Raw genomic sequence first — 26472 nt, 5'->3', positions numbered from 1 at the left:
CGCTATCCCGCCCGCTCGTGGAAGAAATCGTAGATTTTCTTGGCCATGTCCGCGGATATGCCCTCCACAGCCTTCAAATCTTCGATACCGGCTCGCGATACGGCCTTCGCTGAGCCAAAGTGCTTCAAAAGCGCCCGCTTGCGCGTGGGGCCGATGCCTTCGATCTCGTCGAGCGGATTGACGCCAAGCGATTTCGCGCGTTTTGCCCGATGGGTGCCGATGGCGAAGCGATGCGCTTCGTCGCGCAGGCGCTGCACGAAATAGAGAACCGGGTCCTTGGCCTCGAGCATGATCGGCCGTTCGCGGCCTGGAATGTGAAAATGCTCGCGGCCCGCATCCCGGTCGGGCCCCTTCGCGACGCCGATCAGCGCAATGTCGTGCAGGCCGAATCCGGCAAGCACTTCGCGCGCGACGGAAAGCTGGCCGAGGCCGCCGTCGATCAAAACGAGGTCCGGCCGGTCCGGAAACGCCCGATCCTCGACGGTATCGTCCTGTGCAACGACGACGGGCACTAACGGTCCGCCCGCCACGTCCGCTTCGATCTCGGCGACTTCAGATTCGATCTCGCTGATGACCTCGGCTTCCGCGATCCGCTTGAACCGGCGCGTCAGCACCTCGCGCATCATCGCGTAATCATCACCAGGCGTCGTATCGGGAGACTTGATGTTGAATTTCCGGTACTGGCCTTTGACGAAGCCCTCAGGCCCCGCAACGATCATCGCGCCGACAGCGTTCGTACCGGAGGTGTGACTGTTGTCGAACACCTCGATGCGGCGTGGAACCGAGGGCAGCCCGAACCGCTCGGCGATGCCTTCGAGAAGCCGCGCTTGCGACGAGCTCTCCGCGAGCTTCCGGCCCAAGGCTTCCCGCGCGTTCGCGAGCGCATGCTCGACGATCGTCGATTTCGTCCCACGCGACGGAACGCGGATTTCGACCTTTCGCTCAGCCTTCGTCGACAAAGCCTCGGCGAGAAGCTCCCGCTCGGCGATGTCGTGCGATAAGAGGATCAGCCGCGGCACCGGCTTATCGTCGTAGAACTGCGCGATGAAGCTATCGAGCACGTCCTCGACGTTGAGCGAGCGATCGGCTTTCGGATAATAGGCGCGGTTGCCCCAGTTCTGACCCGTCCGGAAGAAGAACACCTGAATGCATGTTTGCCCGCCATCCTGATAGGCGGCGAAGACATCGGCTTCCTCGACGCCTTCCGGATTTATCGACTGATCCGCAGTGACATGAGCGAGGGCCCAGAGACGGTTGCGGTATTTGGCGGCCGTCTCGAATTCGAGTTTGTCGGCCGCCTCTTGCATGAGCTCTTGGTACATGCGGCGCACCGTCTGGCTTCCGCCGCTCAGGAACCGCTGAGCCTCATCGACGAGAACCCCATAATCATCGAGACCGATTTCGCCCGTGCAAGGCGCCGAGCAGCGTTTGATTTGATAGAGCAGGCACGGCCGCGTCCGGCTCTCGTAGACGCTGTCGGAACAAGAGCGCAGAAGAAACGCCCGCTGCAGCATGTTGACCGTGCGGCCGACCGCTCCGGCCGAAGCGAATGGACCGAAGTAGTCGCCCTTGCGGTTTCGGGCACCCCGATGCTTCATCACGGCCGGCGCAGGATGGTCGCGGCAGATGAGGATGTAGGGAAACGACTTGTCGTCCCGCATCAGCACGTTGAAGCGCGGCCGGAAGCGCTTGATGAGGTTCGCTTCCAAGAGAAGCGCTTCGGCCTCCGTCCGGACGGTGACGAACTCCATTGATGCCGTCGCAAGGATCATGCGGGCTATTCGGTTCGTATGGCCGTTGAGCCGCGCATAGTTGGAGACGCGGGCGCGCAGCGAACGCGCCTTGCCGACGTAGATCACCTCGCCTGCGACATCGAGCATCCGGTAGACGCCTGGGCTCTGCGGCAGGTTCTTCAAATACGCAGTAATCACTTCCGGCCCCGTCTTTACGGGCGTTTCCGGCGGCGATGTGAATGTTGTCGGCTCTTCGGTCATGGCGCACCTAAAGTTGGGCTGCCGCCGAGGTCAAGCAAGGCATCGGTCTTGCGCCACAAAATCAACACGTCAGGGGCGTGGTGTGCAAGCTCTTTAGGACATTGGGGAATTAAGTAGCGCCGAGGGGGGTGTTATGCGTCGCGTCATCGCCGTTCTCGGCCTCGCGTTGATTGTTGTCTTGCCGGCATTGGCGCTGGCAAAGCCGATGAAGGAAAAGCCGGTAAAACCATTCCAGAGTTCGCAGGAGCTTCTGAAATGGATCAATGATTACCGGAAGAATCCCGAGCCTCGGCGGGCTCCCGAAGCCGTAAAGGCTATGTCGGCGCAGGGCGCTATCCGCGAAGTGGACCAGGCGGGCGTTTACATCGGCTTCGTGGCGGGTGTTCTGGGTTCCAATCCCGAGATGGCCGACGATCTCATCTCGAAGATGTTTCCGCTGCCGCCCGAAGATCAGGTCCTCATCGTCAAGGCTATCGCCTATTCGGGGCTCCCGCGCTGGCGCGACACGATGGCGAAGTTCGTCGAGCGCATGCCGGCCCGGAAGGTTTTGATCGACAAGTACATGTTCGGCGATAAGCCGACCCTCACCTCGATTTCCATCAAGGACGACGCGACCGTCATCGATCTCAACTGGGGCTATTACTTTGCCACGGGCTGGGAAGCACCCATCCGCCGCATCGTGGGCGCGCTCGAACTCTCGCTAGATAAAGACAAGGTCGAACTATTGACGATCGGCGCGATGGCGAAATGGACGCTGGCGCAGAATGCATCTCGTAATGACGATTTGCTGCTGCTTCTGAAAAAGATTTCGAGCGACAGCGATCCCAAAGTCAGGAAGCCGCTTACCGAAGTCATCGAGGCCGCCGAAACGCTCGAGCTGACGAAGCTACGCAAAGACGCGCTCGCATCCATCGACGAGTTGAAGGCCAAAGGCCCGGAAAGTCTTCGTAACTACAACTGGTGGGGACAGACCGGACAAACCGTTTTCGCTCTCGGCTGCGTCGCGGCTGCTGCAACGGGAATGGGCGTGGCCGGCATTCCTTGCGTGGTCGGTGGCGCGGCTTCGACCGCCGCCCTCAAGTACTTCGCCCCAGCGTCCGATTAATGTCTTCTGGTAGGCAACGTCGTCCGCTGATCGCGGCCAGCCCTCAATTTTCCGGGCAGTTGAACTTGGCGTCGACGAGAGCCGCTTCCGGCGTCGCGTACTCTCCGACGATCTCGGCGCCGACAGCTTCAGTTCGCGCATACGCGTCGAACATCGACTTCTCGAAGCCGTCTACGATCGTCAGTGCGGTGTACTGCGTTTCGGCACCCGCGTGAGAGCGGATCAGCAACGTCTTGGTGCCCCCGTAACTTGCGGTCAGCACTTTGCACGGCGATGCCGGAGCTGACGCAGCGGCTTTTGCCGCCGCGCCGAGTTCGGCGGGAAGCGGTCCGCCAAGACGCGAAGGCTCTTGCGGAGTTGGCGTAATCTTGAACGTCGGCAGCCACGGCATCGAAAACAGGCTGGACGGAGCCGCGGCCTGTTGAACCGCCGGCTCCGGCGCTTGCGCCACATCGTCCTGACCGCCGCTTTGAGCCGGCAATTGCCGCTCCACAACGGTGACCCCGGCCCATGAAGTGTTCATGAGCTGAGGCGAGAAGCTGTCGGGAGCGCGCTTCTTGCTGTGCGCGTCTTGTGCCGAAGTCTGCTTGACCTTCGGCGGCGATTTGGACGCGGCCGAAGGCTTCGAAGCAGGCTTCGCGGCTTTCGCGGCCGCCTTTTTGGGGACGCCCGCAGCCGCAGGCTGCTTTTCACTCGAACCAGCCGCAGGCTTCTTTTCAGCCGAACCAGCCGCAGGCTTCTCCTGCGCCTGGTCGTCCGGCACGGGGCCGCCAAGTCCTGACGGCGGACGGAACGGGGTCCGCCATTCGCTGCGCATAGGCAGCGGAGCCGGAACCGCATCCGCTTCGGCGGAACCCGCCGCAGGATCGCAATAGCGCTTCTGATAGAGGCCGGCGATGAAGTCGATCGACTTGCCGTAAGCGCGGTCGGCTGCCCAGCGGCGTGCGAGATCGCCGAATGTCACCGGCCGCCCGAGTCGCTTCGACTGAGCTGCGATGTCGTCCTGGTTCTCGCGCGTGCGCTTGGCGACCGGAGCGGCAAGACGTTCACCCGAATAGGCGACGAGGTGCTGGATCTGCGCGTGGACGCCGGTCTGTATGTTGGGGAAGAATTCGCCGCGAACGCCACCGCCGGTCGCGCCGATTCCGGCGAAGTTGTTTTGATTTTCCCAAACGTCGCCACGTTTGCCGCCTTCGCGACGGAACTTCAGATAGTTCGTCTCGATGACCATCTGGTAGAACGCATAGTCCCATCGCACGCCCCAGCCTTCGCCGTAGTGCTTGTACCAGTGCGCGATTTCGCGGAAGCGTGGATCGACATTCGGATTGCGTTCGCCGATGAACGCCATGAGCCGCTCTGGCGTAACGCAGGCGGGAACTTTGTTGCTTTCGCTCGTCCGAATGGGCGGTGCGGCGTTGGCGGCATCGATCGCTAACGCGAACGACGCAGACGCTAGAGTGCAGGCAATAATACGCGATACAAGCGACTTAGTCGCCATTCAACTATCCTTTGAGATTACGTGTTGGTTTCAGCCGTCGGGGCAGAGCTCGAAAGCTTTGTCGAGGGCCTGGGAGGGATTGGAGAATTCGCCGACTGTCTCGCCGCCTTTTGCGTAGGCTGCGATGTAAGCTTCGGCTTCTCGCTTTTCCGATCCTTCGTTGACGTCGAGGACGGTATAATTGTCTTGATGGTCGGCACGTGCGCGGATGATGACGGAGTGACCGCCGCCATAGCTCGCCGTCCAGACCTTGCAGCTTGGTTTGACGCCGGCGGGCGGAACCGTGATCGCCGACTTCGTGGCGGCGCCCGCCGTGACGGACGCTTTCGTTCCGGCGCCGAGAGCGGCCGTCTGGATTTTCTTGGTCGAAGTTTTCTTCGCGGGAGCCTCGACGGGAGCTGAGTCCGCCGGGCCGCGCGCGTCGGCTGTCGCACCCGACGCATCGGTCGCAGACGAAGCATCGTCTGACGGTGCGGCCGCGTTGATGATCTTGAAGGCTGTGGGTGTCTGGTCCGCGACTTCCGGTTCTCCGACAGCCGGAGTGACGTTCGCTGTCTCGATCAGGGATTCGCCACCAAGACCCGAGCGTACGAAGGAGCCGGACTTGCGGGCTTCTTCAACGGCGCGCCGCGCGAGATCGGCGCCGGAAAGTTTGGCAGTCGATTTGTTCGGGTCTTCAATCGAAGCGGTCTGCACGCGCGCAGCGTTCGCATCGGCGCCGGTCTTGGCCGGAGCGTTGCCCGTCGTCGCATAGGCTAGAAGTTCAGGCCGCGGGTCGGCACCCTTGCACGGGCTGCCGTAGAACGACTCCGCAAGAGCGGCAATATCGCGGGCATAGTGGCGGGACGTCGGCGCCCATTGCTTGGCAAGCTGGGTGTAATCGATCGGTCCGTTGAGCGTCTTCTGCCACTCGGTGAGAACGCCCCACTCCTGGACCTTGCGCGTGCGCTCAGCGACCGGATCGTCGAGGTGCTCGCCCGCATAGAGCAGGAGATGCTGGAGATGTGCTTTGACGCCAGTGCTGACGTCGGCGAAACTTTCGCCGGGGACATGCTTGCCAGTGGCGCCCATGCCGGCGAAGTTGTTCTGCTTGGACGAGACGTCGCCTTTGAAGGTCAGGTTGCCCGTCTCGAGCATCATCTGGAAGAACGCAATGTCCCAGCGGATATTGAGTTCGTTGCCGACGCGCATGTAATCCGCGGCGATTTTTTCGAAGCGCGGGTCGATGCTGCGGTTGCGGCTTTCGAGGAAGCCCATGAGCCGTCCCGGCGTGGCACACGCCGGAACCTTGTTCTTACCGCTAAGTTTAACCTGTGGAAGGTCCGCTGCCTGAACCGGCAGAGACATGGCAGCCAAAGGCATGGCTGCTGCGATGACGAACGCCAACGGCGTCCGAGCACGGCCAATCATGAATACACCCTTGAGCACGCGGCACCCCCGTAAAGGCGCCCAACAAAACCATTAAGGTTCGTAGACGCTTAACGTTAATAAAATGTTGATAAACCCCCAGCGGGATCCCGAATCGAGAGTCGCGGACCAATTGGGCAGCAATGAGAACGATGCGCGGTCAGATTGCGGCAGGGGCGAGCGGCCGCAACGTTTGGTTTACGTTAAATGCTGTCCCCCATCGAGAGCGATCATCTGACCGGTCAGCGATGGCGTGGCGAGGATAAACCTCACCGTGGCCGCAATTTCCTCGGCCGACGCGCCCCGTTGGAGCAGCGTCGACTGGCTCTCCCGAACGAAGTCGTCGTCGGTCTGGTGGATGCTTCGCATCACCGGACCAGGACCGATGGCATTGACCCGGATGCGCGGCGCGAGCGCCTGGGCAAGTGTTCGCGTTGCCGTCCAAAGCCCGGCTTTCGAAATCGTGTACGAGAAGAATTCCGGCGTCAGATTCCAAACGCGCTGATCGATGATGTTGATGATGTTGCCTTCGCAACCTGACGGCAGGCTCGCGGCCATCGCCTGCGCGAGAAACATCGGCGCCTTGAGATTGATGCCGAGGTGAAGATCCCAAGTGGCATCTTCGAGGCTCTGGATTGTGTCGGGTTGAAATTCCGAAGCGTTGTTGATGAGCACCGTCGGCGGGCCGAGGTCACGGACGACGTCGGCCATGAGCCGTCGCGAGGCGTCGGGTTCGGCGAGATCGGCGCGGAATGATTTTGCGCGGCCGCCTCTGCCCACAATCTCGCGAACGAGGCTCTCGGCTTCGTCATCTGATTTTCGATAGTGGATGGCGACGGTCCACCCCTCGCTCGCGAGATCCATGGCAAGCGCCCGGCCAATTCGGCGTGCGGCTCCGGTGATAAGAGCGGTCGAAGAGTCGTTCTGAGGCTGGTTCATGATCTCTGTTTAGTTTGGGGGAGGCGGGTCAGAAATAGTGACTTATTGAGCACACGGTGCGTAACACGGCGACGAGACCGAATCTTGGTCTCAATCCGAGCCAAAATCCCGCACCTTGAGTTGCCACCCTTTTCAGCACATTACCGCCGGCCGCGCTTTGCCGGAGGGTCTTCCTGCTCAAATTCAATGCATATCTGCAGCATGCAGGCTTCTTATCGCAGCAGAGTTGCCCGACGGTGACATCGTCAGCATAAGTCGCAATATGCGACGTATAATGACTTGTGCGGAATGTCCGAAAAAGTTTTCCTACATCGAAGCGGTTGAGAGTCGCGTTGTCCGCATTGCGCGGGTGCTGCGAGCCGCAGATCTGGGACGGGGGTTTGTCTTATGAAGAATATCAAAAGTTTCTTGGGGGCGGCTGGTGTCGCGGCGATTGCTGCGCTTGGCATGTCCTCGGCGGCACTTGCTGACGATGCGGGGGACGGTGAGCGGAAGTTCGGCTACTCGATCAGCATCACCGGCACGAGCGATTATATCTTCCGCGGTATATCGTTCAACAATCAGGATCCGGCATTCCAGCCGTTCATCGAATTCACCTACGGAACGCCAAGCCTGACGTGGTACTTGGATTTCTGGGGATCCAATATTGCTGAGCCGTTCGGCCCGTTCGAAGTCGACATGTATGCCGGCGTTCGGCCCGTCACCGGTCCGGTCAGCTGGGATCTCGGCGTCCTGTACTACACGTATCCGGAAAACCAGATCGGTAGTGCGAAATTCCCTGGTCCCGACAACAACGGCGACTACGTCGAGTTTAAGATCGCTGCTTCGATCACGCCTGTAACGAACCTGACCACCGGCGTCACGGCTTACTTCACGCCGGATCAAGGCTTCAACTACGGCGAGACCTGGACGTTCGAAGGCAACGCTGCCTACACGCTGCCGACGTTCCACAACTTCGTACCGGTTATCAGCGGTGTTGTCGGTTACACAGCGGGTTCACGCAACGAGGCGGGCAACTTCTCCATCTGCGCCTGCGAAGCCCAGAACTACGTCTATTGGAACGCCGGTCTTAAGCTCACAGTCGACAAGTACTTCATGGACTTCCGCTACTGGGATACGAACCTCACCAGCTCTGACGCGATTGATACGAACCTGTCGGATGCTCGTTTCGTCTTCACGGCTGGCGTGAACCTTCCATAATCGGACCACCTAATCCCGTCGCAGTATTGAGCCGGGGCCTGTGCGGGCCCCGGTTTTTTGTTTGGATGCCGTTGCAATTCAAACCTCAAGTTTTCACCAACGGCCTTGACGCCCTGACTTGAGAAATTCCGCAACTCACGTCAGAGATTGATGCGAGGGTTCCCTGATCATCTGCGGCTCAATCCGTGCTCATATCGGTCTTCGCGCTCGTAATCCTGACCACGGTGATCGCCGGCACGGTCCTGGTGCCGCGTTTCCTCACGCACCACGTCCGGCTGGCGAATGCGCCTGACCAGCCGCGCGCATTCGGCCGTGACATGGCTTGGCTTGCCATCCAAACCGATGACAGTGACGCCGTTGCTGCCGCGCTGGGTTTGACCGGCTTGCGTCCCGCAAACTGGGATTCTGGCATCGGCGCGATCTATGACCCGGAAGTCTCGGACGGACTTCTCTTCATTTCGCCCCCCGTGCGCGGCTGGACGATCGTCGCTGGCGAAGCGCTGCCGGTACCGGCTGGATCTCCGTTCATCGACAAGATGACGCCGCTGCTGAAACATCTCGGAAAGCAGTTTCGCAGCGTCCAATACTTCGCGTCGTTCCCGATCATCGACTTCTACGCGTGGGCGCGCGTGGACAAGGGACGTCCCAAAAGAGCGTTCGCAATAGGCGAGGCGGGGATCATCTGGGATTTGGGGAAGCCGACGTCTGAGGAGCGGCGGCTCGGCCTATCCTACGTCGAGGTGAGGGGGATCACGGAGCGCCACGGCGATGTCGGCGGACAGCTGCTGCTGCATCCGACCGAGGAGAACGTCTTTGCCGTCGCCGCCGGTTGGAGCCTCAATCCGATGACGCTGGAGGGTTTCAAGCATCCCCGCGGCGTCGGCTGGATTGCGGACGCTCCGCGGTCATGGCGGCCCGAGCGAGCCCGAAGAGTGGCCTGACCGCGGATTTCGATACCCGGAAGAGACCTCAGTCCGCCGTCACTGTGCGGCCCTCGCTCGATGGAGCTTCGCTGAGCGGACTCACTGGGCGTGGCGGCCGTAGTCGTAATCCATCCGCGGCCCTGGAAGCGGCGACGATCGATCGGTTCCGGCGGGACTTCCGTTCGCGGATCCCGACCGCTGGCCCGATGGCTGACTATCCGTCGCCGAACGTGCCGGAGGAATGAAAACCTGGTTGGCCGTGCAGAGCTTGCGCCGGGTTTCATTCTGGCCGCACGAGCGCGGCTTGCCGTCTCTCGACAGGCAGAACCGGACTTCCCTCAGGCTTGCGCCCGGACCGCCGCAAACGACGGCGATCATATCCGGCCGGAACTGCGGGTTGGCCCGCAGGAACTCCCGCTCCACATCGGCGGCCGAGACGACCTGCGACTCGAATGGATTACGAAAGCGGTCGGGAATGTTGATGCTGTCGAACAGCCGATGGGCCGTCGCGAAGTACTGCGCTGGGTCCATCCCCGAGCATGTCCCGTGCGTCCGGTACTCGTGGATCACGAGTCCACGGCTCGGCATGACGTCGAGCATGCTCGAGATGACAGGGTCGGGTACGAACGGGCGTCGCGGCAATCGGCAATTCGACGGGTAGCCGTTTTCATATTGCGGCCAGAGGCCGTGCAGCACAAACGAGTAGCGGCGGCCGTCGCGGCGATTGCATTGCGTGTCGTCGTCCCGGTCGCGGCCCTCGCCGGCGCAGTAGGTCGGGCTCCACGACAGAACGAGCGCATAATAATCGAATTCGCCCGGCACGTTTCGGCCATACCCGCCGTAGCCGTTGTCGTTCGAACGAGAGCCGTAATCTCCGTTATCGGCGCGCCTATTTGAACCGCTCGAGTTTGAACCGCTCGAGCCGTTACTCGCGCCGGTGTTCCCGCTTGTGACAGTGCCGGGAGACAGCGCCGTCCGTTGCTCGAGGGCGAAATGCGCGATGTACACGCCAAGCAGAGCGAAGACCAAAGTCGTGAGAAGGATATGCGGTCTCAGCATTTCATCGTCCCGGTCGGGTTACATGCGATGTCGCGCCACGGCGATGGCGCCGCAGCCTACGCGGACTGCTTTGCGAGCGCCGCAAGAATGCGTGCCCAGCTGCGGGCGCCCTTCTCGAAGCTTCGGACATTGTATTTTTCGTTCGGCGAATGAATGCGGTCGTCATCGAGGCCGAACCCGATCAGCAGGCTGTCCATGCCGAGCGCGTCGCGGAAAGACGAGACGATGGGAATGGACGCGCCGCTTCCCATCAGCACGGCAGGCTTGCCCCATTCCTCTTCGAGCGCCTGCGCCGCGGCCCGCATCGATGGATCGCTGGTATCGAACATGATCGCGCCTGACCCACCCCGATGGCCGAGCCACGTCGCTTTGCAATCGGCCGGAATAAGCTTCTCGACGTAGTCGTGAATGGCCTTCAGCACGTGATCGGGATTTTGGCCGGGAACGAGGCGGCAGGTGATCTTCACCGATGCCTTGGCCGGAATGACGGTTTTTGTGCCGGCGCCCTGGTATCCGCCGGCCACTCCGTTGAACTCGAGCGTCGGCCTCGACCACAGCTGCTCGATGACGGAGCGGCCTTCTTCCCCCGCGGGAACCTTGAGCCCCACGGAGCCCAGAAACGTATCGGCCCTGACATTCAGCGACTGCCACTGCGCGAGCTGTTCCGCCGTCGGCTCCTTGACGCCGTCATAAAAGCCGGGAACGGCCACCTTGCCGGTATCGTCGTGCAGAGCGGCCATGACCTTGGCGAGCACGCGAATGGGGTTCGCAACCGGACCGCCATAGATGCCCGAGTGGAGGTCGCGCGTCGGGCCTGTAATCGTGAGCTCGTCGCCGGCGAGGCCACGCAGCATCGTCGTGATGGCGGGCGTATCCTTGTCCCATTGGCCGGTGTCGCAAACGAGCACGAGATCTGCTTTGAGTTCGTCGCCATACTTGGCCAGGAAATCCGGGAGAGACGGCGAACCGCACTCTTCTTCCCCCTCGATCAACACGGAAACGGCGATCGGGAGATTGCCCGCAACCTTTTTCCAGGCCCTTGCCGCCTCGAAGAAGGTCATCAGCTGGCCCTTGTTGTCTTCGGCGCCGCGAGCGACGATCACGTCGCCATTCCCCGGCTCATTGGCAATGCTGGGCTCGAACGGCGGGGTCTTCCAGAGATCCAGCGGATCCGGCGGCTGCACGTCGTAATGGCCGTAGAAAAGGACGTGCGGCATATTCGGACCGCGATCGAGCCGATCATGGGCCACCACCATCGGATGACCGCTTGTCGGCACAACCTTGGCCTCGGCGAACCCGATGTCTCGAAGCGTCGCCGCGCACCATTCCGCGGCCTTGACGCAGCTCGCCTTGTAGGCCGGGTCGGTCGATACGCTGTCGATGCGCAAAAGTTCGAACAGGCGATCGAGACCGGCCGACTTCGATTGGCCGAGGGTATCGAGAACCGTTTCAAGCGTGCTCATCGTGCTAGTCTTTCCGGGTTGCTGGCCTGCGGCGGGGTAACTTGGTTCCCAAGCTAGGAATAGCGGGTCTCATTTGCTATGCCACCTCTCCCTGCGCCGGTCAGTCCTGACGAGAATGATAGGCGGCAAGAAGACCGCATTGGAGGTCTGATGGCACAGCCGAACGCCGACGGCAAAAAGAAATGGGTTTATGCCTTTGTGCCGGGTAAGGCCGAGGGCAGCGCCAGCATGGCCGAACTGCTGGGTGGAAAGGGCGCCAATCTTGCCGAGATGGCATCCCTGGACTTGCCCGTGCCACCGGGCTTCACAATTACGACCGAGGTTTGTGAAGCCTTCTTTGCCGCGGACCACAAGCTGCCCGAAGCCCTGAAGGGCGAGGTCATGCAGGCGCTGGAAGCCATCGGCAACACCGTTTCGGCGAAATTCGGCGACGAAAAACGTCCGCTCCTCGTTTCGGTGCGATCAGGCTCGCGAGCCTCGATGCCGGGCATGATGGACACGATCTTGAACCTAGGTCTCAACGACAAGACGGTCGAGGGCCTGGCAGAGCTGACGGGCGACGCGCGCTTTGCGTTCGACAGCTATCGCCGCTTCATCCAGATGTACGGCGACGTCGTGCTCGGCGTCGATCACGGGGCGTTCGAGGACATTCTCGAGAATTTCAAGAACCTGAACGGTTTCGCGGCCGATACGGACCTCGACGCCGAAGCATGGCACGAGATCATCGCGGACTATAAGGCTGCGATCGAGCGTGAGCACGGCGCGCCGTTTCCGCAAGATACGAGCGAGCAGCTTTGGGGCGCGATCGCCGCGGTGTTCGATTCCTGGCACAACCCGCGCGCCGAAACCTATCGCCGGCTGCATGACATTCCGGACGCCTGGGGAACAGCCGTCACGGTTCAGGCGATGGTCTTTGGCAACCTTGGCGACAACTCCGCGACCGGCGTCGCCTTCACCCGCAATCCGTCGACTGGCGAGAAGGAAATCTTCGGCGAATATCTTCCGAATGCGCAAGGCGAAGACGTTGTCGCCGGTATCCGGACGCCCCACGCTTTGACAAAGAAAAGCACGGGCGAAACATCCGAGGCTTCGCTCGAGGTTGCGATGCCGGAAGTGTTCACGGAGCTGAGAAAAATCTTCGATCGCCTCGAACGGCACTATCGCGACATGCAGGACGTGGAGTTCACCGTCCAGCTCGGAAAGCTTTGGATTCTGCAGACGCGCTCGGGCAAGCGAACGACGGAAGCGGCGCTTAAAGTCGCGGTCGACCTCGCCGCGGAAGGCCTGATCTCGCAGGATGAAGCCATTCTGAGAATTGAGCCGTCTCAGCTTGACCAGCTGTTGCACCCCGCGATCGACCCCGTAGCCGAGCACGACCTCATCGCCAAAGGCCTGCCCGCGTCGCCCGGCGCGGCGTCCGGCGAGATCGTGTTCCATTCGGAGATGGCGGAAGCGCTGAAAGCCAAAGGCCGGGAAGTCATCCTCGTCCGTTCCGAGACGAGCCCTGAGGACGTGCACGGAATGCACGCGGCCGTCGGCATTCTGACCGCGCGAGGAGGTATGACCAGTCACGCGGCCGTCGTCGCGCGCGGCATGGGGCGGCCCTGCGTATCGGGCGCGGGAACGCTCAGGATCGACGCCAATGCCGGCATCATGCGGGCGGGTGCGCGCACGTTCAAATCCGGTGACATCGTCTCGATTGATGGCAGCACCGGCCGCGTCTATGCCGGCAAGGCGAAGATGTTGCCGCCGCAGCTTTCCGGCACGTTCGCGACGATCATGGAATGGGCGGACGCCACGCGCCGCATGAAGGTGCGCACCAACGCCGACACACCGCGCGATGCGCGCCAGGCAAGATCGTTCGGCGCCGAAGGCATCGGCCTCTGCCGGACCGAGCATATGTTCTTTGAGGAAAAGCGTATTCTCGCCGTGCGCGAAATGATTTGCGCGGAGGACGAGGAGGGGCGCCAGCAGGCGCTCGACAAACTTCTGCCCGTTCAGCGCGCCGACTTCGAGGAACTGTTCGAGATCATGGCCGGGCTGCCGGTAACGATCCGTCTGCTCGATCCGCCGCTACACGAATTCCTCCCCCACGAGGATCGCGAGGCGGCGCAAGTCGCGGCGGCACTCGGCATGGATCTCATGCGGCTCAAGGCGCGCGTCGCCGAGCTTGAGGAATTCAATCCGATGCTCGGCTTCCGCGGCTGCCGCCTCGGCATCAAATTTCCCGAGATCACGCGCATGCAGACGCGGGCGATTTTCGAAGCGGCCGTCAACGCGCGAAAGAAAACGGGCGAGGCGATCCGGCCCGAGGTCATGATCCCGTTCATCGCCTACCGGCGCGAGTTCGACATTTTGCGCGAGGTGATCGCCGAGACGGCAAAGGCCGTCGAAAGGGAGTCAGGCATCGCCATACCCTACGATATCGGCACGATGATCGAGCTGCCCCGGGCGGCTCTGCGCGCGGCCGACATCGCAGCTGGACCGTTGGGCGCCGACTTCTTCTCATTCGGCACGAACGACATGACGCAAACGGTGCTCGGCCTCTCGCGCGACGACGCGGCGCCCATTCTGTCGAACTACCTCGAGCACGAGGTGATCGCGATCGATCCGTTCGTGTCGATCGATCAGGCGGGAGTTGGCGAACTCGTCAAGATCGGCGTTGAGCGCGGCCGTTCAGCGAAGCCCAATCTCAAGACCGGCATTTGCGGTGAGCACGGCGGCGATCCGCGATCGATCGGCTTCTTCGAGACGGTCGACCTCGACTACATTTCTTGCTCGCCCTATCGCGTGCCGATCGCACGTCTCTCGGCGGCGCAAGCTGCTATTCGCCGAAGGCGCCGCGAACAGAAGGCTTCCTAGTAAGGACCATTCTCGCGCCGGTCGATTTCATCGAGCCGAGGCTGGCGCGGACGGGGACCCTTGTTCTTCGGCAGGAACAGTAACCAGATGACGGCCGGCGGCACGACGAAGCTCCAGCCGATCCAGTAGGAAAGGTCGCGATTTTTGATGCCGGCCAAAATGCCCGCGAGAATTGAAGCGGCGATTGCGGTCCCGCCCCAAAGCACGATCCACTGCATCGCCATGGAATTTCCCTCCATGTCCAACCGGACACTCCTATTTTAGCACATCCTGCCAAATGCGAGTTGCCCGACGCGAACGGCCCAATGCGAACTGGCAAGCGCGCAGTGCCAAATGCGCAGTGACTATGGCGAATTCAAGCTTTGCGGGCCGGTGACTTTTTCACGGGCGTCACAAAATCCAGCCCGAGATCGAGAACAGGCGCCGAATGGGTGAGCGCGCCGACCGAAATCATGTCGACGCCGCTCGCGGCAATGTCTCTGACCGTATCGAGGTTAACGCCGCCGCTGGCTTCCGTCAGGCAACGCCCGGCAACGATGGCGACAGCTTTCCGCAGCTCCGCCGGAGCCATGTTGTCGAGAAGCACGCAGTCGATCTTCTCCCGCATGACGATTTCAAGCTGATCGAGAGTGTCGACTTCGACCTCGATTTTCGTCATGTGCCCGGCCGTCGCCTTCGCGGCTTTGATCGCGGCTTCGATGCCGCCCGCCGCAACGATGTGATTGTCCTTGATGAGGACCGCGTCGAACAAACCGAAGCGGTGATTGTGACCGCCGCCGCATCGCACGGCATATTTTTCAAACGCTCTCAATCCGGGCGTCGTCTTGCGCGTATCGACGATTCTGGCGCGGGTACCCGCTACCGCATCGACATAACGGCGCGTGAGGGTCGCAATCCCGCACATGCGGCCCATGAAATTCAACGCGACGCGCTCCGCAGAAAGAATGGCGCGCGCGTTCCCCGAAATGCGGGCAATCGTGCCGCCGGCCGCCACCGCGGTGCCGTCTTCGATCTCGATTGTGAAGGCACATTCCGGATCGAGTTCCCGGAACGCAGCTTCCGCTAACGCTAAGCCGGACACGATGCCGGGCTTGCGGGCCGCAAGCAGAGCTTCCGTGCGTGCGTCCGGCGCAACCGTTGCGTCTGTGGTGATGTCGCCGCTGAGCCCGAGGTCTTCTTCGAGCGCGTTTCGTACGGCGGCAAGAACAAGATTGGGAAGGAGTGTCGCGAACGAAGAAGAGGGGGCTGTCATGTCCCGCATGGAGCTAGGGCCGGTGGTTCGCAATGAGTTTTTTTTGGCTTTTCGCCAACCGCTTCCAGATCGGCGATCGTGATGAACGTGCGTCGCGCAAGCGCCGGGTTCGTTTTCGGATAATCGGTGCGGTAATGACCGCCGCGACTTTCCTTCCGAAGCAGCGCCGCCGCCGCGATCAATTGCGCGGCGAGAAGCATGTTCGAGAGGACGCGATCGTTCGAACTTGCGGCGCTAAGCGTTCTGAGCTCCGAAAGCGCCGTTTTCAGACCTTTTCCGGAGCGCTGAACGCCGACGTACTTCGTCATGATGCTGCGCAACGCGTCCATGGCCTCTTGCCGCGACGCCGTATCGGCCGCGCGGCCGCTCCCCGGAATACGGTGCGGCACGACGAAGTGGCCCACGCGATCGTGCGGGAGAAGGTTGCGAATGTCGCTCGCGACGCGCGCACCGAAAACGACGGCCTCGAGCAGCGAATTCGATGCGAGCCGATTGGCGCCGTGAAGTCCCGTCGAAGCGACTTCGCCGACGGCCCAAAGTCCCGTGAGGCTCGTGCGTCCGCTGGCGTCGGTCGCGATTCCGCCCATGTGATAATGCTCGGCCGGCGCCACCGGGATCAGCTCCTTCGACGGGTCGATGCCCGCGCGCTGACAGTGGCCCCAGACGGTCGGATATTCTTTTTCGAAATTAGCGCCGATCGCCGTGCGGCAATCGAGATAAACGCCGCGCCCTGCGTTGAGTTCGTTGTAAACGCCGCGCGCAACGACATCGCGCGGCGCGAGTTCGCCCCGTGGGTCGATCGCCAGCATGAAGCGCTCGCCGTCCGAATTGACGAGCGTTGCTCCTTCGCCGCGAAGGGCTTCCGTCGCGAGCGGTGCCGGATCGATGCCCGCGTCGATAGCGGTCGGATGGAATTGCACGAACTCCGGGTCCGCGATCACCGCGCCCGCGCGTGCGGCCATCGCAAGCGCTTCGCCCTTTGCATAAGAGGGATTCGTTGTCAGCGCGAACAGCGCGCCGACCCCGCCCGTCGCGACGACGACCGCAGATGCCGGAACGAAAGCATACCGGCCATTGCCGAGAGCCGTCGGCCGGATCAGCCGGACGCCTTCAATCCGGTCGTTCGCAACGATGAGATCATCGGCTTCGTATCCTTCGAGCACGCGTATCGACGGCGTTGCGCGCACAGCTGCGATAAGCGCTTGCATGATCGCCGCGCCCGCCTTGTCGCCCGACACGCGGACGACGCGCTTCTCGGAATGCGCCGCTTCCTTGGACAGAATGTAGTGACCTTTGAGATCGCGGTCGAAGGGCACGCCATAGGCGAGAAGATCGCGGATGCGGTCTGGGCCCTCTTCGGCAACCAACCGCGCGACGTCGGGGTCGACGATGCCGGCTCCCGCCTCGATCGTGTCGGCGGCATGCTTGGCCGTGCTATCGCCCTCGCCGACAGCGGCGGCGATGCCGCCCTGCGCCCACATGCTCGAGGCGCCTTCGCCGAGCGGCGCGGCGGCAATCACCGTTACCGGCAGGGGCGCAAGCTTCAGCGCGGTGAAAAGTCCCGCGAGGCCGGCGCCGATAATGACGACGTCTCCGGGGCCTGGTTCGCCTTTGAAGCCCTTGAACTCTGTAGCGGCGCGACGTTTCGTCGATGCGGCCATGAGATTGCCCTCCTGGGGCATGTGGTCCCGAAGAGCTAGTTGGTGAGGTTGACCATACGTTCGACGGCGCGACGCGCGCGCTCGGCGACATCCGGATCGACGGTCACCTCGTACTGCATGTGCACGAGGCTCTCGTAGATGTTTTCAAGGCTGATGCGCTTCATGTGCGGGCAAAGATTGCAAGGCCGGATGAACTCGACGTCCGGAACTTCGACGGCGACGTTGGACGCCATCGAGCATTCGGTGACGAGCATGACCTTCCGGGGCCGCTTGTCTTTCACCCAGTTTATCATTCCGGACGTAGAGCCGGTGAAGTCGGCGGCTTCGATCACATCAGGCGGGCATTCCGGATGCGCGATGATCTTGAGGCCCGGCTCGTCGGCGCGCATCGCGCGAAGCTCTTCGCCGGTGAAGCGCTCGTGCACCTCGCACGCGCCCTTCCAGGCAATCACCTGAACCTTGGTCTGCGATTGTACCCACTTCGCCAAATACTGGTCCGGAATGCAAAGCACGCGCGGCACGCCGAGGCTCTCTACAACCTGGACGGCATTGGACGACGTGCACGTGATATCGCATTCGGCTTTTACCGCAGCCGATGTGTTCACGTACGTGACAATGGGCACGCCGGGATAAGCCTCGCGCAGCATGCGAACGTCTTCGGGCGTGATCGACGAGGCGAGCGAACAACCCGCACGCATGTCCGGAATGAGAACGGTTTTCTCGGGCGAGAGCAGTTTCGACGTCTCGGCCATGAAGTGCACGCCGGCCTGCACGATGACCTTCGCGTTGGTGCGCGCGGCTTCCTTGGCGAGCTGCAGCGAGTCCCCGCGGAAATCGGCGACGCAATGGAAGATCTCCGGCGTCATGTAGTTATGCGCCAGTATGACCGCGTTGCGCTGCGCCTTCAGCGCATTGATCGACTTGATGAGCGGCGCGTAGTGCGGCCACTCCATCGGGGTGATGATGTGCTTAACTCGGGCATAAAGAGGCGCCATCTCCGCCTCGAGAGCGGGGGACCAAGTGAACAGGGGCGCCGTTTTCGCCCGAACACGGGGCGAAACCGGCGTCGCCAAGCCTGAGTCAGAAACAGCCATTGTAGTCGCCCTCCATATATGCTCGTTTCGAGCATATTCGGGGTGTGGATTACGCCGGCACATTCGCCGCTCACACCGTGCATCGAAATGCTCGCCGCGAGCACTCCTGAACACTGATAAAATAGTGGAAGTTCGAACAAATTTCCAGGGCGGAGGTTCCGCCCTGGAATTTCGACCACTGGTCGTTAGCTACGGCTCGGAGGAGCCGAGACCCTGACGCCGGGTGCCGGTCTCTCGAGAAGGACTTCGCGGCGGAAACGGAAAAGTTTCGCCGGGCGTCCACCTGTCCGCGTTTTGACTTCTCCAGTCGGTTCGACGAGGCCTGCGCCTTCGACGAGTCGTCGGAAGTTCTGCTTATGGAGATGCGGACCAAGAATGGCTTCGACAGTCTTCTGAAGCTCGTAGAGTGTGAACTCGTCGGGCATCAACTCGAAGACGACGGGCCGGTATTTGATCTTGGCACGCGTGCGGCTGATCGCAGTCGCAAGTATCCGACGGTGATCGGCTTGCATCGGTAGACCGAGTTTGGGCCTGTCGGTCCATTCGTCGGCGCCGTTGCGTCCGTCCCGTGCAGCTTCGTCGGCAAGACCCGCTTCGTAGAGAAGCTCGAAACGCTCGAGAACTTTCTCTTCGTCCCACGCCGTGCCGTCTAGGCCAAAGCAGATACGTGCTCGATCGCCTCGGGCGATCGAAGGCTGGGTGCCCGTCGTCGTCAGCGCAGGCTTCTCGGCCCATGCTTTGAGACGGGGTTCAATGTCCCGGGCGATGATTTCGGGCCGCCCGCGACGCCAGTCTTCCCAAGGAAAATATTGGTACCAACTCCGCCAGAGACCATTGGTTAATCCATGGTGTCCGACGGCCTGCGTCAATGCAAGATAACCAATGGAAACATAATTCGGCGCAGCATCGCCTGGGGTGGCGTGCCGGCCGCGATCAGCAAATGTATAAAGTTGCTCGGCATAGCCGAGGTCCAAACCGGTCTGGTCTTGAACCCAGGCTCGTAAGCCGCTCTCCAATGTTCTGTGCTCGCGCGGATTAAAAGGCCCGAACGGCAATACATCTGTTGCGCCCATGCTGTCCGGATCGCCCCGGACGACAAGTGCGACTGGTTCGTTATCGGATACGGCGACGATCGCCGCATTTAGTCCGATGCCGAGAGAAGGCTCTAACTCGTGATCGTCTTCTGGTGCGAGTTGAGACTTTTCAGGCGTCGGTTTTCTCCTGCCAGAAAGTTCCATGTTCATGTTTGTCTTCCCCGTGCTCCCCATGAGGCGAGCTAGAGGGCGATCATGGCGATTTTCAGATAGGCGCCCCAAATGAAAACCGCGAAGTAGCCCCAAAATTGCCAGATTGTCAGTACGGTGACAATTTCTCAAATCTCGAAAGAAACTGAGTTTGAGCATCCTTCGCCGATACGGGGTGGAGAACGGAGAGCGCGCTATGAAGTTCCCTCGGCAGCTTTGGAATTCCAAAAAACATTTCCGCCTCGGCTGTCTCGAAGCCGGCGAGCAGCGTCGCTTCGTAGTAGGCCGCGACCGTATCCGCATCCTTGATTGCCGCCGCAGCGGCGACACTTAATTGCCCAACACCGAACCGCCGATGGATCGCGTCGAGCAGATTGAGTTCGAACGCTTTGTAGTCGAGTCCGATGGCAGTTTTGAAAGGGCTGATAAGATCGCCGATGACGTATTCGGGCGCGTCGTGAAGCAACGCAGCGAGACGCTCATTCGATGTCGACTCCGGCCACAGCGCTTCGAAGATGTCGGTGACGACGAGGCTATGCTGAGCGACGGAGAAAGCGTGGTCGCCCTTCGTCTGTCCGTTCCATCGCGCAACGCGCGCGAGCCCGTGCGCGATATCCTCGATCTCGATGTCGCGAGGCTCCGGCGAGAGTAGATCGAGCCGGCGTCCCGACAGCATGCGCTGCCAGGCTCTCGGCATTTTCGTGCGCGATGGATTCATAGTCCTGCGATCTTCAGCTTCTTTTGAAGTTTGGCACATGCGCCGTGCCTGAAGCACGAGACGAGATGATCGTTGACCATGCCCGTCGATTGCATGAATGCGTAGAGCGTCGTCGACCCGACAAAGCGGAAGCCGTCGGCTTTGAGTGCTTTGCTCATTCTCTTGGAAACTTCGGTTTCGGGCTTGATGTCTTTCGTTGACGCGAGCGCGTTGATAATCGGGCGACCCTCGACAAAACCCCATATATATTGGGCAAACGGCATCCGCTCGGAAATTTCGAGATAGGTCTTCGCATTCGAGATCGTCGCCTCGATCTTGGCGCGGTTCCGGATGATGCCTTCGTTTTTGAGTAGGCGCTCGATGTCCCGCGCTGAGTACGAGGCGATGCGCGCCGCGTCGAAATTGTGGAACGCCTTTCTGAAATTTTCGCGCTTGCGGAGAATTGTGATCCACGAGAGTCCAGCTTGAAAACCTTCGAGCATCAGCTTCTCGAAGAGCGCGCGATCATCCGTCATCGGCACGCCCCATTCTTCGTCGTGATAACGAATGTAGGTGGCGTCCGCGCCGGCCCACGGGCAGCGTTCGATCTCCTTTGATGTGATCATGACGAAGGTAGAGCCGCTGACGATCGCGCCGCTGCCGATGCGCGGTAATTCTCGAGCGCGATATGGTCGACAGTGATCGCGACGCCGCCCGCCGTGAGCGTCTGATTTTTTTCCTGCGCTTCGAGCGCTCGGTCGAGCCGAAGCATGGCGATCGCATCGCGACCGTCGACGGTGCCGACGCGTCCGATCGCAACGTCTCCGATCAGCACATCGTCGTTTGATGTGAGAGATGATGCGCCGGAAATTTTGACGGCGCGTTTGCGTACGACAGTCTTGTTCTGCATCCGCGCAACGATCTCTTGTCCGACGTAACAGCCCTTGGAGAACGACACCCCGTTGAGCAGATCGAAATCCGCCTCGTGCGGATATGCGTCGCCGAAATTGTAGTCGCGTCCGCCCTCAGGCACGCCGAGCGAAACGCGAAGCGCATCGTAATCGCGAAGCTCGAATCCGGTCGCGGAATCGTCGGCCGATCGGGCGTCGATGAGGTGGCGAACGCCTAGAAGTGAATGCCTGGGGTCCGAAAAATGCATGGCGGAATTGCGTTGAAAACTCGTCGTACCGTCGCCCCAAGCGGCTTCGATACGAAACGACTCCGAAATGTCGGTGATGATGACATCGGCGCGAAGCTTGTACATCGAGAGCCGCTTTACGAGATCGCCGGTGCTCGCGCGAAGGACATCGAGAAGAAATCCATCCCCGTGACGGACGACAAAAAAGTCGAAAAGGATTTTGCCTTGCGGCGAAAGGAGCGCCGCGTGACGCGCTTCACCTTGGGCGAGGCCCTCGATATCGTTCGTCACCAGCCCTTGCAGCAGCTTTTCGCTGTCCTTGCCGGTTACGCTGACAACACCACGATCTGCAAGGCGCACTAGCTTTGCGGCAGACATGAAATTCACGCCTCGGTTGCAAATGGGGGAAGAGTTACGTATGCGGGGCTTTTCTCGTATGCAAGCCTAAGGAGCACCGCAAGATGGTTGAGACGTTCGACGTCATTATTAGGGGCGCGACGGTCGTCAACCATGATGGAGAAGGCGTCCGCGATATCGCAATTCGGAGCGGAAGGATCGCGGCCGTCGGCGATCTCGGCAGCTCGGCCTCAGCCCCGGAGATCATCGAGGCGAAGGGCCTGCACATACTTCCCGGCGTCATCGATACGCAAGTGCATTTCCGTGAACCCGGCCTTGAGCATAAGGAAGACCTCGCGACCGGCAGCCGGGCGGCCGTCGCAGGCGGGGTGACGGCAGTCTTCGAGATGCCCAACACGAAGCCGCTGACGACGAGCGCCCAAACCCTCGCCGACAAAGTTCGCCGTGCGCGCCACCGCATGTTCTGCGATTTCGCGTTCTTCGTCGGCGGAACGCGAGACAATGTGGAGGACATCCCCGAATTCGAGAAGCTCGAAGGCTCGGCGGGCATGAAAGTGTTCATGGGGTCGTCTACGGGCGACCTCCTCGTCGACGACGGCGTGACCCTTGACCGGATCATCGCCAAGATCTCGCGCCGGGCGTCCTTTCATGCCGAAGACGAAGCAAGGCTCAAGTCGCGGATGCATTTGCGGCGGAAGGGCGATCCCTCGTCGCACCCCGAATGGCGCGATCCGGAGGCGGCCCTCATCGCGACCAAGCGGCTCGTCGGCTTGGCCGAGAAACACGGGAAGCGCGTCCACGTGCTGCATGTCTCGACGGCCGAGGAGATGGAATTCCTGAGGGATCACAAAACTTACGCGACGGTCGAGGTGACGCCCCATCATCTGACTCTGGAAGGACCCGAGTGCTACGAACGCCTCGGTGCCTACGTTCAGATGAACCCGCCCGTTCGGGATGCGCGGCACCGCTCGGCAATCTGGGCCGCGCTCCAGTCAGGGGTCGTCGACATTCTAGGCTCCGATCACGCGCCGCATACGCGTGAGGAGAAGGATCACGTCTATCCCGACACCCATTCCGGAATGACCGGGGTGCAGACGCTCGTTCCGATCATGCTTGATCACGTCAATGCGGGACGCTTGTCCTTGCAGCGCTTCGTTGATCTGACGAGCCACGGCCCGCAACGCCTGTTCGGAATTCGCTCGAAGGGGCGCATCGCCGTCGGCTATGACGCCGACCTGACCGTCGTCGATCTGCACCGGACGGCAACCATCACGAACAAATGGATCGAAAGCCGCGCCAACTGGACGCCTTACGACGGCGTGAAGGTCAAGGGCTGGCCGGTCGGAACTATCGTTCGCGGCCGGAAGGTGATGTGGGAGGGGGAGATCATCGGCCCAGCCGGCGGAGAGCCCGTCGGTTTTCTCGAGGGCTTCGCCGGCTGAGGCCGAAAACTGATGCTGAACCTGCTGCCGGTCAGCCTTCGCTGCCGGTTTTGGCGACGCGCGACAGGTCCGGCGGCAACTGCTTCAGCACGTAGACGGTCGTGCCGACCTCGGCGAGGCTCGCAAGGTGCATGACGTTGCCGTTGGTCATGCGAATGCAGCCCGATGATGTCGCCGTTCCGATTGAGGAAGCTTCGTTCGTGCCGTGGATGCGGTAGAGCGTATCACCGAGATAAAGCGCCATCGCTCCAAGCGGATTGCGGACGCCGCCCGACATCCGGAGCGGCAGTTCCGGCTTCCGCTTGCGCATTTCCGCCGGCGGAATCCAGTCAGGCCACGCAACCTTACGCGTGATCTTTTCCGTGCCCGTCCAGGCAAAACCCTGCTTGCCGACGGCGATCGGATAGCGATAGGCCGTCGAGGCATCGAGCACGTAGTAGAGACGCCGTCCCGCGGTATCGATCACGATCGAGCCGGGTTCGTAGCCGCTATTGAACGTCACCGTCGGCGGCGCTTTGGGAGCGATGCGAGGTGTTCCGCCGCCCGTCAAAAGGCTCGGGGCTTTGCGTTCGACGGGGTTCGATTGGGGCCAATCCCAATCCCACCCCATTCCGAAAAGCTGCTGCCCGTCTCTGCGGGCACTCTCGCGCTGCTTGCGATCCAGCTTTTTGGGGGCGACGTATCCGTAGCTCTCTTCGGAAGGATGAAAGGCATAAGCCGGCGCAGCGATGGCGCAGCTCAGAACGGCTGCTGCCAAAAGCGACATACTCTTCATCGACGAAATCCCTCGCTCTTCGTTTAACTTGTAACGAGCGGAATAACCCTTTCCGTCGGAGCTTGAATACCCAGCTGCGGCAATTGGCGATGCAAGACGAACGCATCGGAGCAATGCGCTGAAGTTCAGTCTGCTTTTTTGAACGAAGTCCAAGACCCGTCAGCCGCGATGACGAGGCGCCACCACAACCAGCGCTTTTTTTCCCGCATTTCGGCAGCCTTGGCTGGCGTGACGAGACGGTAGAGATCGACTTCCTCGGCAGGCGTGAGCTTGTCGATCGGACGCTCGGCAAGATAGGGCCAGACATAGATCAGATTGTTCTCGATATCGTCGCCGAGCGGCAGGGCAACCGGCGGCATCTCGAAAGCCTGAATGAGCGCCGCGAGAATTTCCCGGCCCTCGTGATCCTCTGAGTGGTCCTTCAGCGCTTTGATCGGATCGCCCGCTGCGTCGAAGCCGAGGTCCGGTACGACCCCGCTGACTTCAAACGCAGTCTTGAGTTCCTCGATATTGCCCGAATGGGCAGCCGTCAGGATCACATCGCGAAGGTCTTCGACGTGAGGCGGCAGCTTCACGTTGTTGCCGGCTTCATTGGCCCCCGCCGCTGTAACGTGGACAAGTGCGGCTCCCGCCACTACGAGTACTATGAGTATCCCAAGCAGGCCCGTTCTCTGAAGGAGCACCTGCCGGACAGACCTAAGTCGCCTTTTGCATGTTGCTCGAGGGATTTCCCACATTGCAGTTGCGCCTTCCGTTGATCCCTGTAGCCGTCGCGCCAATGGCCGTGTTGCCAGGAGCACTGGTGAATTTGCGAACGCCGCCTAGCACAACATGCTCCCAACTCCGACACCGAGCTCATACCCATTGCTGAGTTATATCCCGAACCCTCTCATCATCCCGATTGGCCTGATCGTTGGGATGCTCATTGCCGCCCCAGTCGGGCCTGTCAATGTCCTGTGCATCCAGCGCGCCATCGAGCGCGGCTTCTGGGGCGGGGTCGCAGCCGGGATCGGTTCGGTAATGGGCGATGGCCTGATTGCGCTTTGCGCGGGCCTGGGCGTCGGCACGGTTTCCGGTGTCGTCCAGGAACATCGCGCGACAATCCAGGTCATCGGCGGCTTGGCGCTCATCGCCTTTGGCCTGCGCCTCTACTACAGCGCGCCCCGTTTGAAGATGACGTCTGAGGCGGATGCGCAGACCGCCCGCCTGAAGGACTTCGTCTGGGATATCCCGCAGACATTCTTCCTGACGATTACGAACCCCGGGGCCGTCCTCGGTCTCTTCGCCGTTTTCGGCGGCGTCACCACATTCGTCGAAGTCCATTCGACGATCGACGTCCTGCTGCTGGTTGCGGCCATCATCGCTGGCAGCATGCTGTGGTGGATTACGCTGTCGAACATCATCAGCCGCTATCGGCACCGCATCGACCTGCACGTGCTGCAGATCGTCAACAGGGTGGCGGGTTTGCTGCTCGCCCTCTTCGGCGGCGTATTGATCGCCGAAGTCATCATGAAATCCGGAAATTTCTAGCGGAAGCCGCGACTGATTATTGGTCGCGGCGCGTCAGCGTGAATTCGCCCTCGACGACGCGCTTTTCCAATCCGCGCGTCAAATGGATAACGGCGTCTTCGCCGTAGATCGCCACCAGATCGGTAAGTGCGGTGAAAAGTGCAGCGTAGGCCATCTGCTGCGGCTCGACCCCCGTATCGACGCCCTCGTCCCAAGCGGCGAGGATGAGGTCCAGCGCCTTCAGTGTCGGATTCTTAGTATCGATGTCCTCGAAGCACTCCATGCCGGTCCCAATCTTCCCTCATCCCTGGCCGTCGCTTATCCGAGCGGCTCCCACCGGTTGTCACCTAGCACGACCTTTTGCGATAGGTCGAAGCTGCCACTATTCACAGTAAACCTTGTGAAAAGGAGCGGCCCGGCGTTAAGCGAGATTTCGCGGGATCAGTTTGGAAACGCTTTCAAGAGGCCGTCCGAGAGTTCGGAGCCTTCAGAGAGAAATCGATTGATGGCCGTCTGGGCCGAGGGGCTGCACGTATTATAAGTGCGGCTATAGCTGCGATACCCCTGGTTGAACGCGCGGGTCAGCTTCGCGCGCCTGAGCGCGGTCGATCCTTCCGCGTCCATAAGGTCGCGCATGCGGTCGCGCCAATACTGGCCTTCGTTGGCGCCGCAAAGCTCGCGGAGATAGTGAACGGCGCCGAGGATCTCTGACAGCCGGAGCAGCCTGTCGTCGTAGGGCTTCGAGTCGGATGCGGCCATGGCCGGACCGCTGGCGGCTGCCCAAAGCATCATCAAGGCCAGAAGAGGCGACCCAAGATTTCGCCAAATGTAGGGTGTGCGACGTTCCACTATT

24 protein-coding genes are annotated in these 26472 nt (G+C 61.2%); 6 read left to right on the top strand and 18 right to left on the bottom strand.

What is annotated here, in order from left to right:
* Nucleotides 1–2 precede the first annotated feature (2 nt).
* Nucleotides 3–1994, bottom strand: coding sequence for an excinuclease ABC subunit UvrC (gene uvrC / locus BM399_RS10615; RefSeq protein WP_092867674.1), 1992 nt, complete (start codon nucleotides 1992–1994; stop codon nucleotides 3–5).
* A 133-nt stretch (nucleotides 1995–2127) separates the two neighbouring features.
* Here uvrC and BM399_RS10610 point away from each other — a divergent pair, with 133 nt between their 5' ends.
* Nucleotides 2128–3099 (top strand): hypothetical protein, encoded by a 972-nt coding sequence (locus tag BM399_RS10610; protein WP_092867673.1) that lies wholly within the window; start codon nucleotides 2128–2130, stop codon nucleotides 3097–3099.
* Nucleotides 3100–3142: 43 nt separating this feature from the next.
* Here BM399_RS10610 and BM399_RS10605 read toward each other — a convergent pair whose 3' ends face one another.
* The 3 genes from BM399_RS10605 to BM399_RS10595 all read right to left on the bottom strand — a co-directional run bounded on the left by BM399_RS10605 (nucleotide 3143) and on the right by BM399_RS10595 (nucleotide 6943).
* Nucleotides 3143–4597: a glucosaminidase domain-containing protein gene (locus BM399_RS10605; protein ID WP_092867672.1), complete on the bottom strand. Its 1455-nt coding sequence runs from the start codon at nucleotides 4595–4597 to the stop codon at nucleotides 3143–3145.
* Nucleotides 4598–4627: 30 nt separating this feature from the next.
* On the bottom strand, nucleotides 4628–6007 hold the full coding sequence (locus BM399_RS10600) for a glucosaminidase domain-containing protein (RefSeq protein WP_092868175.1): 1380 nt from the start codon (nucleotides 6005–6007) through the stop codon (nucleotides 4628–4630).
* 195 nt (nucleotides 6008–6202) lie between these two features.
* The gene (locus tag BM399_RS10595) at nucleotides 6203–6943 is read right to left on the bottom strand and encodes an SDR family oxidoreductase (RefSeq protein WP_092867671.1); all 741 of its coding nucleotides are present in this window, start codon (nucleotides 6941–6943) and stop codon (nucleotides 6203–6205) included.
* A 387-nt stretch (nucleotides 6944–7330) separates the two neighbouring features.
* Between BM399_RS10595 and BM399_RS10590 the strand changes: the two genes are divergently transcribed.
* Together BM399_RS10590 and BM399_RS10585 are read left to right on the top strand one after the other, a co-directional pair.
* On the top strand, nucleotides 7331–8143 hold the full coding sequence (locus BM399_RS10590) for a TorF family putative porin (RefSeq protein WP_092867670.1): 813 nt from the start codon (nucleotides 7331–7333) through the stop codon (nucleotides 8141–8143).
* Nucleotides 8144–8328: 185 nt separating this feature from the next.
* Nucleotides 8329–9084 carry a hypothetical protein gene (locus BM399_RS10585; RefSeq protein WP_092867669.1) on the top strand — a complete coding sequence of 252 codons (756 nt, stop codon included), beginning with the start codon at nucleotides 8329–8331 and terminating at the stop codon, nucleotides 9082–9084.
* 81 nt (nucleotides 9085–9165) lie between these two features.
* Here the strand turns inward: BM399_RS10585 and BM399_RS10580 are convergent, their stop codons facing one another.
* Nucleotides 9166–10125, bottom strand: coding sequence for a ribonuclease T2 family protein (locus tag BM399_RS10580; protein ID WP_092867668.1), 960 nt, complete (start codon nucleotides 10123–10125; stop codon nucleotides 9166–9168).
* A 56-nt stretch (nucleotides 10126–10181) separates the two neighbouring features.
* The gene (locus BM399_RS10575; RefSeq protein ID WP_092867667.1) at nucleotides 10182–11588 is read right to left on the bottom strand and encodes a dipeptidase; all 1407 of its coding nucleotides are present in this window, start codon (nucleotides 11586–11588) and stop codon (nucleotides 10182–10184) included.
* A 150-nt stretch (nucleotides 11589–11738) separates the two neighbouring features.
* On the opposite strand from BM399_RS10575, the gene ppdK reads away from it, so the two are divergent.
* Nucleotides 11739–14450, top strand: coding sequence for a pyruvate, phosphate dikinase (gene ppdK, locus BM399_RS10570; protein WP_092867666.1), 2712 nt, complete (start codon nucleotides 11739–11741; stop codon nucleotides 14448–14450).
* Here ppdK and BM399_RS10565 read toward each other — a convergent pair.
* The 8 genes from BM399_RS10565 to ygfZ all read right to left on the bottom strand — a co-directional run bounded on the left by BM399_RS10565 (nucleotide 14447) and on the right by ygfZ (nucleotide 21914).
* Nucleotides 14447–14674: a hypothetical protein gene (locus BM399_RS10565; protein ID WP_092868174.1), complete on the bottom strand. Its 228-nt coding sequence runs from the start codon at nucleotides 14672–14674 to the stop codon at nucleotides 14447–14449. The genes ppdK and BM399_RS10565 overlap by 4 nt on opposite strands.
* Before the next feature lie 131 nt (nucleotides 14675–14805).
* Nucleotides 14806–15702 (bottom strand): carboxylating nicotinate-nucleotide diphosphorylase, encoded by an 897-nt coding sequence (nadC, locus tag BM399_RS10560; protein ID WP_092868173.1) that lies wholly within the window; start codon nucleotides 15700–15702, stop codon nucleotides 14806–14808.
* Nucleotides 15699–17363 carry an L-aspartate oxidase gene (locus BM399_RS10555; RefSeq protein ID WP_092868172.1) on the bottom strand — a complete coding sequence of 555 codons (1665 nt, stop codon included), beginning with the start codon at nucleotides 17361–17363 and terminating at the stop codon, nucleotides 15699–15701. Before BM399_RS10555 ends, nadC begins: the two co-directional genes overlap by 4 nt.
* Before the next feature lie 35 nt (nucleotides 17364–17398).
* Nucleotides 17399–18457 (bottom strand): quinolinate synthase NadA, encoded by a 1059-nt coding sequence (gene nadA / locus BM399_RS10550; protein WP_244531190.1) that lies wholly within the window; start codon nucleotides 18455–18457, stop codon nucleotides 17399–17401.
* 185 nt (nucleotides 18458–18642) lie between these two features.
* Entirely contained in the window at nucleotides 18643–19701 is a 1059-nt protein-coding gene (locus BM399_RS10545) for an NUDIX hydrolase (RefSeq protein WP_092868171.1), read from the bottom strand.
* A gap of 109 nt (nucleotides 19702–19810) precedes the next feature.
* The gene (locus BM399_RS10540) at nucleotides 19811–20419 is read right to left on the bottom strand and encodes an HD domain-containing protein (protein ID WP_092867664.1); all 609 of its coding nucleotides are present in this window, start codon (nucleotides 20417–20419) and stop codon (nucleotides 19811–19813) included.
* On the bottom strand, nucleotides 20416–21024 hold the full coding sequence (locus tag BM399_RS10535; RefSeq protein ID WP_092867663.1) for a DNA-3-methyladenine glycosylase I: 609 nt from the start codon (nucleotides 21022–21024) through the stop codon (nucleotides 20416–20418). Before BM399_RS10535 ends, BM399_RS10540 begins: the two co-directional genes overlap by 4 nt.
* Nucleotides 21021–21914, bottom strand: coding sequence for a CAF17-like 4Fe-4S cluster assembly/insertion protein YgfZ (gene ygfZ / locus BM399_RS10530; RefSeq protein ID WP_092867662.1), 894 nt, complete (start codon nucleotides 21912–21914; stop codon nucleotides 21021–21023). The genes BM399_RS10535 and ygfZ overlap by 4 nt, the downstream gene beginning before the upstream one ends.
* Before the next feature lie 83 nt (nucleotides 21915–21997).
* On the opposite strand from ygfZ, the gene BM399_RS10525 reads away from it, so the two are divergent.
* On the top strand, nucleotides 21998–23335 hold the full coding sequence (locus BM399_RS10525) for a dihydroorotase (RefSeq protein ID WP_092867661.1): 1338 nt from the start codon (nucleotides 21998–22000) through the stop codon (nucleotides 23333–23335).
* 31 nt (nucleotides 23336–23366) lie between these two features.
* On the opposite strand, the gene BM399_RS10520 is transcribed toward BM399_RS10525, so the two are convergent.
* Both BM399_RS10520 and BM399_RS10515 read right to left on the bottom strand, forming a co-directional pair.
* Entirely contained in the window at nucleotides 23367–24110 is a 744-nt protein-coding gene (locus BM399_RS10520; RefSeq protein WP_092867660.1) for a L,D-transpeptidase, read from the bottom strand.
* Between the two features lie 125 nt (nucleotides 24111–24235).
* A complete protein-coding gene (locus BM399_RS10515) occupies nucleotides 24236–24745 on the bottom strand; it encodes a hypothetical protein (RefSeq protein WP_244531189.1) in 510 nt (169 codons plus the stop codon).
* A 229-nt stretch (nucleotides 24746–24974) separates the two neighbouring features.
* Here BM399_RS10515 and BM399_RS10510 point away from each other — a divergent pair, with 229 nt between their 5' ends.
* Nucleotides 24975–25640: a LysE family translocator gene (locus BM399_RS10510; RefSeq protein WP_244531188.1), complete on the top strand. Its 666-nt coding sequence runs from the start codon at nucleotides 24975–24977 to the stop codon at nucleotides 25638–25640.
* Between the two features lie 16 nt (nucleotides 25641–25656).
* On the opposite strand, the gene BM399_RS10505 is transcribed toward BM399_RS10510, so the two are convergent.
* Together BM399_RS10505 and BM399_RS10500 are read right to left on the bottom strand one after the other, a co-directional pair.
* A complete protein-coding gene (locus BM399_RS10505; RefSeq protein ID WP_092867658.1) occupies nucleotides 25657–25902 on the bottom strand; it encodes a hypothetical protein in 246 nt (81 codons plus the stop codon).
* 158 nt (nucleotides 25903–26060) lie between these two features.
* The gene (locus BM399_RS10500) at nucleotides 26061–26468 is read right to left on the bottom strand and encodes a TIGR02301 family protein (RefSeq protein WP_244531187.1); all 408 of its coding nucleotides are present in this window, start codon (nucleotides 26466–26468) and stop codon (nucleotides 26061–26063) included.
* Between the last annotated feature and the right edge of the window lie 4 nt (nucleotides 26469–26472).

Source organism: Hyphomicrobium facile (assembly GCF_900116175.1).
In the GTDB taxonomy this organism is placed as follows: Bacteria; Pseudomonadota; Alphaproteobacteria; order Rhizobiales; family Hyphomicrobiaceae; genus Hyphomicrobium_B; species Hyphomicrobium_B facile.
This window is presented reverse-complemented; position numbering and strand designations above follow the sequence as displayed.

Bases quoted from the DNA above. Each gene is read 5' to 3' on its own strand.
- uvrC (WP_092867674.1), bottom strand. From the start codon at position 1,994: ATGACCGAAGAGCCGACAACATTCACATCGCCGCCGGAAACGCCCGTA.
- BM399_RS10610 (WP_092867673.1), top strand. From the start codon at position 2,128: ATGCGTCGCGTCATCGCCGTTCTCGGCCTCGCGTTGATTGTTGTCTTG.
- BM399_RS10605 (WP_092867672.1), bottom strand. From the start codon at position 4,597: ATGGCGACTAAGTCGCTTGTATCGCGTATTATTGCCTGCACTCTAGCG.
- BM399_RS10600 (WP_092868175.1), bottom strand. From the start codon at position 6,007: ATGATTGGCCGTGCTCGGACGCCGTTGGCGTTCGTCATCGCAGCAGCC.
- BM399_RS10595 (WP_092867671.1), bottom strand. From the start codon at position 6,943: ATGAACCAGCCTCAGAACGACTCTTCGACCGCTCTTATCACCGGAGCC.
- BM399_RS10590 (WP_092867670.1), top strand. From the start codon at position 7,331: ATGAAGAATATCAAAAGTTTCTTGGGGGCGGCTGGTGTCGCGGCGATT.
- BM399_RS10580 (WP_092867668.1), bottom strand. From the start codon at position 10,125: ATGCTGAGACCGCATATCCTTCTCACGACTTTGGTCTTCGCTCTGCTT.
- BM399_RS10575 (WP_092867667.1), bottom strand. From the start codon at position 11,588: ATGAGCACGCTTGAAACGGTTCTCGATACCCTCGGCCAATCGAAGTCG.
- ppdK (WP_092867666.1), top strand. From the start codon at position 11,739: ATGGCACAGCCGAACGCCGACGGCAAAAAGAAATGGGTTTATGCCTTT.
- BM399_RS10565 (WP_092868174.1), bottom strand. From the start codon at position 14,674: ATGGCGATGCAGTGGATCGTGCTTTGGGGCGGGACCGCAATCGCCGCT.
- nadC (WP_092868173.1), bottom strand. From the start codon at position 15,702: ATGACAGCCCCCTCTTCTTCGTTCGCGACACTCCTTCCCAATCTTGTT.
- BM399_RS10555 (WP_092868172.1), bottom strand. From the start codon at position 17,363: ATGGCCGCATCGACGAAACGTCGCGCCGCTACAGAGTTCAAGGGCTTC.
- nadA (WP_244531190.1), bottom strand. From the start codon at position 18,457: ATGGCTGTTTCTGACTCAGGCTTGGCGACGCCGGTTTCGCCCCGTGTT.
- BM399_RS10545 (WP_092868171.1), bottom strand. From the start codon at position 19,701: ATGAACATGGAACTTTCTGGCAGGAGAAAACCGACGCCTGAAAAGTCT.
- BM399_RS10540 (WP_092867664.1), bottom strand. From the start codon at position 20,419: ATGAATCCATCGCGCACGAAAATGCCGAGAGCCTGGCAGCGCATGCTG.
- BM399_RS10535 (WP_092867663.1), bottom strand. From the start codon at position 21,024: ATGATCACATCAAAGGAGATCGAACGCTGCCCGTGGGCCGGCGCGGAC.
- ygfZ (WP_092867662.1), bottom strand. From the start codon at position 21,914: ATGTCTGCCGCAAAGCTAGTGCGCCTTGCAGATCGTGGTGTTGTCAGC.
- BM399_RS10525 (WP_092867661.1), top strand. From the start codon at position 21,998: ATGGTTGAGACGTTCGACGTCATTATTAGGGGCGCGACGGTCGTCAAC.
- BM399_RS10520 (WP_092867660.1), bottom strand. From the start codon at position 24,110: ATGAAGAGTATGTCGCTTTTGGCAGCAGCCGTTCTGAGCTGCGCCATC.
- BM399_RS10505 (WP_092867658.1), bottom strand. From the start codon at position 25,902: ATGGAGTGCTTCGAGGACATCGATACTAAGAATCCGACACTGAAGGCG.